The organism is Kitasatospora sp. NPDC041988, assembly GCF_055588525.1.
In genome coordinates this window covers 27,699-37,544 of record NZ_JBVJCO010000048.1, presented here as the reverse complement: position 1 = coordinate 37,544, position 9,846 = coordinate 27,699, and the positions used below count along the sequence as shown (strand labels likewise).

Below are 9,846 nucleotides of genomic sequence, written 5' to 3'. Positions count from 1 at the left end.
GGGGGGAGGTGGGGGGGTGGGGGGGGGGGGTAGGTGGGGGGCGCACGAGACAAGAGAAAGGGAGGGGGGGGGGCAGGAAAGGGACCCCCCCCCCCCCCCCCCGCCCCCGGACACCACTCGCTTACGCGCGCGGCTTCTCGCGCATCTCGTAGGTCTCGATGATGTCCTCGACCTTGATGTCGTTGAACGACCCCAGGGTCACACCGGCCTCGAAGCCCTCGCGGACCTCGGTCGCGTCGTCCTTGAAGCGGCGCAGACCCTCGATGTTGAGGCTCTCCGCCACGACCTTGCCGTCGCGGATGAGGCGGGCCTTGGCGTTGCGGCGCAGCAGGCCCTCGCGGACGATGACACCCGCGATGTTGCCGAACTTGGAGGAACGGAACACCTCGCGGATCTCCGCGGAGCCGAGGCGCACCTCCTCGTACTCGGGCTTGAGCATGCCCTTGAGGGCGTTCTCGATCTCCTCGATCGCCTGGTAGATGACCGAGTAGTACCGGACGTCCACGCCTTCCTTGTCGGCCGCGGTACGCGCACGGCCTTCGGCGCGCACGTTGAAGCCGATGATGATGGCGTCCGAACCCATCGCCAGGTTGACGTCGGACTCGGTGATCGCACCCACACCGCGGTGCAGGATGCGGAGCTCGACCTCCTCGCCCACGTCCAGCTTGACGAGGGCGTCCTCGAGGGCTTCGACCGAACCGGAGACGTCACCCTTGATGATGAGGTTGAGCTGCTCGATCTCGCCTGCGGCGATGGCCTTGTCGAGGTCCTCGAGGGACACCCGGACCCGACGCTGCGCGAAGGCGGCGTTGCGGTCGCGGGCCGAGCGCTTCTCGGCGATCTGACGGGCGGTGCGGTCCTCGTCGACGACGATGAAGCTGTCGCCGGCGCGGGGCACCGAGGTCAGACCGAGCAGCAGCACCGGACGGGACGGGCCGGCCTCGGCGAGGCTGTTGCCGTTCTCGTCCAGCATCGCGCGGACGCGGCCGTAGGCGTCGCCGACCACGATCGAGTCGCCGACGCGGAGGGTACCGCGCTGCACGAGCACGGTCGCCATGGCGCCGCGGCCCTTGTCGAGGTGGGCCTCGATGGCGATACCCTGCGCGTCCTGCTCCGGGTTGGCCCGCAGGTCCAGCGAGGCGTCCGCGGTCAGGACCACGGCCTCCAGCAGCTGGTCGATGTTGAGACCCTGGCGCGCGGAGATGTCGACGAACATGGTGTCGCCGCCGTACTCCTCGGCCACCAGGCCGAACTCGGTCAGCTGACCGCGGACCTTGGTCGGGTCGGCGCCCTCGACGTCGATCTTGTTGACGGCGACCACGATCGGCACACCCGCGGCCTTGGCGTGGTTCAACGCCTCGACCGTCTGCGGCATGACACCGTCGTTGGCCGCGACCACCAGGATCGCGATGTCGGTGGACTTGGCACCACGGGCACGCATGGCGGAGAACGCCTCGTGACCCGGGGTGTCCAGGAAGGTGATCGGGCGCTCTTCGCCGTTCACGATCGTGGCCACCTGGTAGGCACCGATGTGCTGGGTGATGCCACCGGCCTCGCCGGCCACCACGTTCGACTTGCGAATGGCGTCCAGCAGGCGGGTCTTACCGTGGTCGACGTGACCCATGACGGTGACGACCGGCGGGCGCGGGGCCAGCTGGTCCTCGTCGCCCTCGTTGGCGCCGAAGTCGATGTCGAACGACTCCAGCAGCTCGCGGTCCTCGTCGTCGCGGCTGACGATCTCCAGGATGAAGCCCATCTCGCCGGCCAGCAGCTCGAGGGTCGCGTCGGAGACCGACTGGGTCGCGGTGACCATCTCACCGAGGTTGAACATGACGGAGACGAGCGCGGCCGGGTTGGCGTTGATCTTCTCCGCGAAGTCCATCAGCGAGGCGCCGCTCGACAGGCGAACGGTCTGGCCGTTGCCGCGAGGCAGCATCACACCGCCGACGGACGGGGCCTGCATGGCCTCGTACTCCTGGCGCTTCGCCCGCTTCGACTTGCGACCACGGGCCGGACGGCCACCGGGGCCACGGCCGAAGGCACCCTGCGTGCCACCACGGGCACCCGGGCCACCGGGACGGCCGCCGAAGCCACCCGGACGCGGACCGAAGCCGCCACCGCCACCGGGGGCACCGCCACCGGGACGGGGGCCGCCGAAGCCGCCACCGGCCGGACGCGAGCCCGGACCGGCCGGACGACCGGCGAAGCCCGGACGGGCGCCACCGGCGCCACCCGGACCACCGGGACGGCCGCCGGGGCCACCGGGGCCACGGCCGCCGGGGCCCGGACGCGGGCCCGGAGCCGGACGCTGCGGCATCATGCCGGGGTTCGGACGCGGCATGCCGGACGGGGTCGGGCCGCCGGGACGCGGACCGGCCGGACGGGGCATGCCGTCGGGACGCGGGGCACCACCCGGACGGGGGGCGCCGGCACCCGGGGCACCGGGGCCACCGGCCGGACGCGGACGGTCGCCACCGGGACGCGGGGCGCCACGGTCGGCACCGGGAGCACCGGCGGGACGCGGACGGTCGCCACCGGGGCGCGGGGCGCCACGGTCGCCACCCGGACGTCCACCGGCCAGGCCCTCGGGGCGCGGGCCGCGGTCGCCACCGGGACGCGGACGGTCACCGGCGGGAGCGCCGGCACCCGGACGCGCACCCGGCGCGGCCGGACGGCGGTCACCGGGACGGGCCATGCCCGTGGCACTGCCCGAGGTGAACGGGTTGTTACCCGGACGCGGACCGGCCGGACGCGGGCCCGGACGGGCACCGCCACCGGCGGGGCCGGCCGCCGCCGGACGCGCGGCCTGGGCGGCCGGACGCTCGGTGGGCGCCTCGGCCGGAGCCGGCGAGGAGAACTCGGCCGCCGGAGCAGCCGGAGCCGCCGGAGCGGCGGGGCGGGCCGCCGGGCGCGGGCCCGGGGTCGGCGCGCCCGCGGGACGCGGGGCGGCAGCAGCAGCCGGGGCGGCGGGCGCCGATCCGGCTGCGGGCCCTGCGGGCGATACGGGACGGGGGCCCGGCGCCGCGGCAGGGCGCGGACCCGGGGTCGGGGCACCCGGCTTGGGTGCGGCCGCACCGGCGGCGGAACCACCGGCGGGCTGGGGCGCCGCGGGCTTCCGCGGGCCCGGCTTGGCAGCGGAACCACCAGCGGTGGGGGCCACTCCCAGAGCGTCAGTCAACTTGCGCACGACCGGCGCCTCGATCGTCGAGGACGCCGAACGGACGAACTCGCCGAGCTCGGTGAGCTTGGCCATGACGGCCTTGCTCTCCAAGCCAAGCTCCTTGGCGAGTTCATAAACCCGGACCTTAGCCACTTCACTCCTGTCTATGAGTCCGGGGGGTCTCGTCCGCCGGACTGTCGCTACTTCATGGGCGTACCCATCGCGTACTCATCGCGTACTCATCGAGTGCTCATCGCAATCTCGACCTACTTCCACATCGCGAGGTACCTGACTGGTGGCACGGCGCGCGGCTGCCCGCGCACTGTGCTTGTTGCGGTGGTTCTCCGCCGCGTGGAGCGGCGGCCGTAACGGGGAGGTGCCCGCCGGGCGGCCTGAGGAAGCTCAGGGCGCCGGGGTGTCGCCTGCCCGCTCCTCGATGTACCCGCGGATCCGCTCCGTGTCGAGTGTGCCCTGGAGCCGGAAGGCCCGGGGGAACGCCCGGCGGCGGACCGCGAGGTCGAGGCAGGCCGGATCGGGGTGCAGGTGCGCGCCCCGGCCCGGCAGTGCGCCACGGGGATCAGGGACGCAGACGCCCTCGACCGCCGTGACACGCAACAGCTGGTGCTTGGCCGCTCGCTTGCGGCAGCCCACGCAGGTGCGTTCCGGGCGTGCTCGGACATGCGTCCGGCCAGACGAAGGCAAGTCTACCCCTCCGAAGGGACATGGCGCCGCCCCGCCGATCCGAGGTGGAACGGCGGGGGGCCTGTGACAACGCTTATTACTGGGCGAAGCCGCTGTTAATTGTCACTGGCCCGGCCGCCGTTCTCGGGGCGACCCTCGGGCTGCCCCTCGGACTGGCCCTCGGTGTCGGGCCGGATGTCGATCCGCCAGCCGGTGAGGCGGGCGGCCAGGCGGGCGTTCTGCCCCTCCTTGCCGATCGCCAGCGACAGCTGGTAGTCGGGCACGATCACCCGTGCGGAGCGCTGGTTGAAGTCCACGATCTCCACGCTCGTCACCCGTGCGGGGGACAGTGCCGCGGCGACCATCTCGCGCGGGTCCTCCGACCAGTCGACGATGTCGATCTTCTCGCCGTGCAGCTCGCCCATCACCGCGCGCACCCGGCTGCCCATCGGGCCGATGCAGGCACCCTTGGCGTTCAGCCCGGCCCGGCGCGACCAGACCGCGATCTTGGTGCGGTGGCCGGCCTCGCGGGCGATCGCCGCGATCTCCACGCTGCCGTCCGCGATCTCCGGGACCTCCAGCGCGAAGAGCTTCTTCACCAGGCTGGGGTGGGTGCGCGAGAGCGTCACCGAAGCGCCGCGAACACCCCGGCGCACCGCCACCACGTAGCACTTGAGACGGGTGCCGTGCCGGTAGTCCTCGCCCGGGACCTGCTCCTGCGGCGGCAGGATGGCCTCCAGCTTGCCGATGTCGACCAGCACGTTCTTCGGGTCGTTGCCCTGCTGGACGACACCGGTGACGATGTCGCCCTCCTTGCCCGCGTACTCGCCGAACGTCTGGTCGTCGGCGGCGTCACGCAGGCGCTGCATCATCACCTGGATGCCGATGCTGGACGCGATCCGGCCGAAGCCGCTCGGGGTGTCGTCGAACTCCTTCGGCTCGACGCCCTCGTCCAGCTCCGCCGGGTCCTCCGTCGCCCACACGGTGACGTGGCCGGACTTGCGGTCCAGCTCGACCCGGGCGCGGCGGCGCGAGCCCTCGGTGCGGTGGTACGCGGTGAGGAGGGCCGACTCGATGGACTCGACCAGCAGGTCGAAGGGGATGTTCTTCTCGTTGACCAGCGTGCGCAGGGCACTCATGTCGATGTCCACGGCTACGCCTCCTCGTCTTTCGTCACGTTCGTGTTGCTGCGGCTCATGGTCTGAGCGGCCCCCCGGTCGGTGCGCAGAGCTTCACTCGGCACCGTCGTCCCCCTCGTCGGACGTGTCGTCCGAGGCATCGTCGGCGTCGTCGGCGAAGTCCGGGGTCTCGTCGAGGAGCTTCTCGTCCTTGCGGTTGAACTCCACCTGGACGCGCGCCCGGGCCACCTCGGTGTACTCCAGACGGCGCTCCTTGGCGCGACCGCGGCCCTTCACCGGCTGCACCTCGACCAGCGCGCCGTCCTCGTCCGCCTCCAGCACGCGGGCGACGATCTCCCCGCCGTCGACCAGGTGGATCTTGGCCAGCCGGCCCTCGGCCCGGCGCCAGTGGCGGGGCTCGCTCAGCGGACGCTCGGCGCCCGGCGAACCGACCTCCAGCACGTACGCGCCGGCGCCCATCACGTCGGACTCGTCCAGGGCCTCGCCGACCACGCGGCTGAACTCCGCGATGGCGTCCAGGTCCACGCCGCCGTCGGCGTCCACGTCGATCTGCACCTGCCGGCGGCTGCCCGCCTGGGTGACCTTCACGTCCTCCAGGTCCAGGCCCTCCCGGGCCGCCAGCGGCTCCAGCAACGCACGCAGCCGGTCGATGTGGGTGGTGCTCATCCGGGTGGACTCCTCGGCCGCGTCTGCTGTTGTCAGGAGGGGGTACCGCGCCCCCTGGCGCCGGGTACGGCGCAGACCGGGTCGCGGCAGCTCGGCCCAAAGCCTATCCGGTGAAGCCGCCAACCACCGATTCCGGACGGCGCACGGCCGCCCGCGCGACACCCACTGCGAGCAAGGTCACACCGGCCGGGCCGGATGCCGGCGGACCCAATACACCCCCACAGACGTGGGGATTCTGTAATCATTCACGCCTACGAGGGCAGGCGGGCAGGCCGTCCTCCCGTACACGCCCCGGAGTGACGACGATGCAGCCGCCCAGCCGACGGACCTTCCTGGCCCTCGGGCTGTTCCTCACCACGGGCGGCGCCCTCACCGCGTGCACCGACTCGCACGACGACAAGCACGACGCCGCCGAGGGCGAGCGGCGCCGCCCCGACCCGGACGAGCCGGTCCGGCTGCGCGCCGTCACCGCCACCGACACGCTGCTCGCCGGGTACGACGCCCTGCTGGCCGGGCCCGGTGCGGGGCAGGCCGCACAGCTCCAGCCGCTGCGCGCCGAGGTGGTCCGGCACCGGGCCGCGCTGGCGGCCGGCCTGCCGGGGGCGTCGCCGTCCGCCACCACCCCGGGTGCCGGCTCCCCTTCGGCCTCTGCCACCGGTGCCTCGGGCTCCGCCACCGGCGGGGCCGCTTCGGCGGTCACCACCACCGCCGCGCTCGCCTCGCTGGAACGGCAGACCGCGCAGGCCCGGCTCGCCGACCTCGGCGCCGCCTCGCCGCAGCTGGCCCGGCTGCTCGCCTCGGTCTCCACCTCCGGAGTGCTGCACGCGGTCGCCCTCGGCGACGCCGCCCCGCCGACCGAGCCGGCCGGCGCCTCCGCCTCCCCGTCCATGTCCCCGTCCGCGCCCCCGTCCGGTCCGGGCAGTGCGGCGACCGTCGGCCCCGACGCCATCGCGGCGTTCCAGGGCGCCCTGAGCGCCGAGCACGCCGCGATCTACGGCTACGGCGTGGTGGGCGCCCGCTTCCCCGACGACCAGCAGCGCGCCGACGCCCGCGCCGCCTACGCCGCCCACCAGACCCGGCGGGACGCCTGGCAGCGGCTGCTCGGCGGGGTCGGCGCCACCCCGAACGCGGCCGCCGCCGGGTACCAGCTGCCGTTCGCGGTCAGCGACGCCGCGGGCGCGGGCCGGCTCGCCGCCCACATCGAGAGCCGGCTCACCGCCGTCTACGCCGACCTGGTCGCCGCCGTCACCGGCACCCAGCGCACCACCGCCGCCGACGCGCTCCGTGAGTGCGCCCTGCGCGCCCGCCGCTGGGGCGCCGCCCCCACCGCCTTCCCGGGCCTTCCCGACCCCGCCACCACCCCCGCCCCCGGCGCCCCCACGCCGACCCCGACCGGCACCGGCACCGGCTGACGCCGCGGCCGCACAGGATCCGGTGCCCCGCGCCGGGCGTCGGCCCCACCGGCGTCCCGCTCCCACCCTGACCTGCGGATACCGCCCCATCCCTCCCCACTCCCTGCGTCGCTGACCTGCGGTTTCGCCGCCATGGCCGACAATGGACGGGTAGCACCACGGGGGAAGCGCCAACCGGAAGGCCAGCATGTCGGCAGCACCAGGGCAGATCACCATCCCCGAGTGGCTGACGCGAAGCGTCGGCACGGACGAGGAAGGGCTCAGCTGGCTGGCGGAGCTGCCCGGCCTGGTCGCCGCCGAGCTGGCCCACTGGGAGCTCACCCTGGAACGGGTGCTCGACCCCGGCGGCAGCCTGAGCCTGGTCGGCTACGTCCACCGCGACGACCTCAGCCCCGCCGTCCTCAAGGCCGGGCTGGTCACCCCCGAGACCGCCCAGGAGCACGCCGCGCTCGCCCACTGGGCCGGCCGCGGGGCCGTGCTGCTGCTGGCCGCCGACCCGGCCCGGGGGGTGCTGCTGCTGGAGCGGCTGCACGGCGACATCCCGCTGCGGTCGCTGGCCGAGCCGAAGGCGATGGTGGAGGCCACCAGCCTGCTGCACCGGCTCTGGGTGGAGCCGTCCGAGGGCCACCCGTTCCCCCCGCTCGCCGACCGGGTCGCCGCCACCGCCGACCGGCTGCGCCACCATCGCGAACTGCCCGGCGCCACCGAGGCGTCCACCCTGGTGGCCGAGGCCGTGGAGACCGCCGAGGGGCTGCTCGACTCCGCCACCGAGGTGTTCCTGCTGCACGGCGACTTCCACCACGGCAACGTGCTGGCCGCCGACCGCGCGCCCTGGCTGGCGATCGACCCCCGGCCGCTGACCGGCGAACGCGCCTACGACCTGGCCCGGCTGGCGCTGGACCGGGCGGACACGCTGGTCGGCTCGCCAGGCGTGCCGGCCGCCGTCCGCCGCCGTCTGCACCAGCTCTCCGACGCCCTGGAGGTGGACCGGGAGCGGCTGCGCGGCTGGACGCTGTTCCGCGCCGCCGACCTCGGCCTGCGCGCGCTGGCGGCAGGCCGCCGCGAGGACGCCGAGCTCTACCTGGAGTTCGCGGGCGCGCTCTGAGGAGCCGGCGGCTTCAGCAGCGGCAGCTGGGCGCCCATGACGGCGTAGAGGCGGTCGGTGTTGGGGAAGTGCACCGCGCGGGCGAGGTCCCGGTAGCCGAGGGAGCGGTAGAGGCGGCGGGCCGGGGTCTCGGCATCGATCGCGGACAGGATGCTGCGGCGCAGGCCGGACCGCTCACAGAGGGTCCGGATCAGGGCGGAGCCGATGCCCCGGCCCTGGTGGTCGGGCAGCACGTGCAGCTCGGTGATCGCGAAGACGTCGTCCAGCCACTCCCCGTACCCGTAGGCCTCCAGGTAGGGCTGGATCACGGTGCTCCACCAGTGCTCCCGGCGGTTGGGCATGCCGTACCCGAAGCCGACCAGCCGTCCGCCGCTGAGCGCGCCCAGCGCGATCACCCCGGGCTGCTGCGCGTGCCGCCCGACGATGTGCAGCCGGACCATGACCTCCTCGGGCGTCAGCCCGAACGCCACCGCCTGGACATCGAGCGCCTGCGGCGCCCACTCCGCAAGGTCGATGGCCTCGATCGTCACCCCGGTCAGCTGATCCATGCCCCGGACGTTACTACCGGCGACGGCCCGGTGCGGCCCTGGGACCGGAACCGGCTGCCTCCGCGGCGCACGCCTCAGAAAAGGACGCTCATGAACGCGCCGACCTCGCGGAAGCCGACCCGGCGGTAGGCCGCGCGGGCGCGCAGGTTGTAGTCGTTGACGTAGAGCGAGACCACCGGGGCGACCTCGCGCAGGGCGATGTCGAGGACGGCGGCCATGCCGGTCTCGGAGAGCCCCTGGCCGCGGTGGGCCGGGTCGACCCAGACGCCCTGGATCTGGCAGGCGCCCTCGGTGACGGCGCCGATCTCGGCCTTGAAGACCACCTGACCGTCCTCGGCGAACCGGGCGAACGAGCGCCCGGCGGCGACCAGTTCGGCGACCCGGGCCTGGTAGAGCAGGCCGCCGTCACCGGCCAGCGGGGAGACCCCGACCTCCTCGGTGAACATCGCCACGCAGGCCGGCATCAGCATCTCGACCTCGCTGCGCCCCACCCGCCGCACCAGCGGGTCGGGGGCGATCTCGGCGGACGGCACGGTGGTGGCCATCAACGGCTGGTGGCCGCGGACCTCGCGGGCCGGGCCCCAACTGCGCTCCAGCAGCGCCCACAGGGCCGCGGTGGGCTCGGCGGGGCCGACGATCGAGGAGCAGCGGCGGCCCTGGCGGCGGGCCCGTTCGGCGAAGGCCTGGACGGCCTGCGGCCCGGCGTTGACCAGGACGAGGTTGGCGCCGGCGTAACAGAGCGCGTCCAGTTCGCCGTGCTCGTCGTACCAGCCCCACATCTCGCCGCCGAGGCGCCAGGGGTCCAGTCCGACGGCCTCGACCCGGGTGGCGACGAAGGCGTTGGCGACCGGGTCGCGGTGCAGCACCTCCAGGGTGTCCGCGAGGTCGGGGGCCTCCAGGACGCGCGTGGTCACCAGGGCGCGGGCGGCCTGGAACGAGCTGGGGAGCATCACACCTCGATCGAGCATCGAGACAGCACCTCACTGAGACGACTCTGACCGCACCCTACTCCGTGGCCCCACCCGGCTACGGCCGCGGGGGGGGGGGGGGGGGGGGGGGGGGGGGGGGGGGGGGGGGGGGGGGGGGGGGGGGGGGGGGGGGGGGGGGGGGGGGGGGGGGCGGAGGGGGGGGGTAC

At 74.3% G+C, this 9,846-nt stretch carries 8 protein-coding genes; 2 read left to right on the top strand and 6 right to left on the bottom strand.

Annotated features, from left to right (window positions below; all coding sequences use genetic code 11):
- Positions 1 to 121: 121 nt before the first annotated feature.
- The 4 genes from infB to rimP form a co-directional block, all read right to left on the bottom strand.
- A complete protein-coding gene (infB, locus tag ACZ6NC_RS33955) occupies positions 122 to 3,313 on the bottom strand; it encodes a translation initiation factor IF-2 (protein WP_465737710.1) in 3,192 nt (1,063 codons plus the stop codon).
- Positions 3,314 to 3,562: 249 nt separating this feature from the next.
- On the bottom strand, positions 3,563 to 3,811 hold the full coding sequence (locus ACZ6NC_RS33950) for a YlxR family protein (protein WP_465737709.1): 249 nt from the start codon (positions 3,809 to 3,811) through the stop codon (positions 3,563 to 3,565).
- A 146-nt stretch (positions 3,812 to 3,957) separates the two neighbouring features.
- Positions 3,958 to 4,992, bottom strand: coding sequence for a transcription termination factor NusA (nusA, locus tag ACZ6NC_RS33945; RefSeq protein ID WP_465737708.1), 1,035 nt, complete (start codon positions 4,990 to 4,992; stop codon positions 3,958 to 3,960).
- 81 nt (positions 4,993 to 5,073) lie between these two features.
- A complete protein-coding gene (gene rimP, locus ACZ6NC_RS33940) occupies positions 5,074 to 5,646 on the bottom strand; it encodes a ribosome maturation factor RimP (protein WP_465737707.1) in 573 nt (190 codons plus the stop codon).
- 887 nt (positions 5,647 to 6,533) lie between these two features.
- Here rimP and ACZ6NC_RS33935 point away from each other — a divergent pair.
- Both ACZ6NC_RS33935 and ACZ6NC_RS33930 read left to right on the top strand, forming a co-directional pair.
- Positions 6,534 to 7,058 carry a ferritin-like domain-containing protein gene (locus ACZ6NC_RS33935; RefSeq protein WP_465737736.1) on the top strand — a complete coding sequence of 175 codons (525 nt, stop codon included), beginning with the start codon at positions 6,534 to 6,536 and terminating at the stop codon, positions 7,056 to 7,058.
- Positions 7,059 to 7,245: 187 nt separating this feature from the next.
- Positions 7,246 to 8,163 (top strand): aminoglycoside phosphotransferase family protein, encoded by a 918-nt coding sequence (locus ACZ6NC_RS33930; protein WP_465737706.1) that lies wholly within the window; start codon positions 7,246 to 7,248, stop codon positions 8,161 to 8,163.
- Here the strand turns inward: ACZ6NC_RS33930 and ACZ6NC_RS33925 are convergent.
- On the bottom strand, positions 8,136 to 8,711 hold the full coding sequence (locus tag ACZ6NC_RS33925; protein WP_465737705.1) for a GNAT family N-acetyltransferase: 576 nt from the start codon (positions 8,709 to 8,711) through the stop codon (positions 8,136 to 8,138). The genes ACZ6NC_RS33930 and ACZ6NC_RS33925 overlap by 28 nt on opposite strands.
- Positions 8,712 to 8,785: 74 nt before the next feature.
- Complete coding sequence (locus ACZ6NC_RS33920; protein WP_465737735.1) at positions 8,786 to 9,661, bottom strand: GNAT family N-acetyltransferase; 876 nt, start codon at positions 9,659 to 9,661, stop codon at positions 8,786 to 8,788.
- Positions 9,662 to 9,846: the final 185 nt, after the last annotated feature.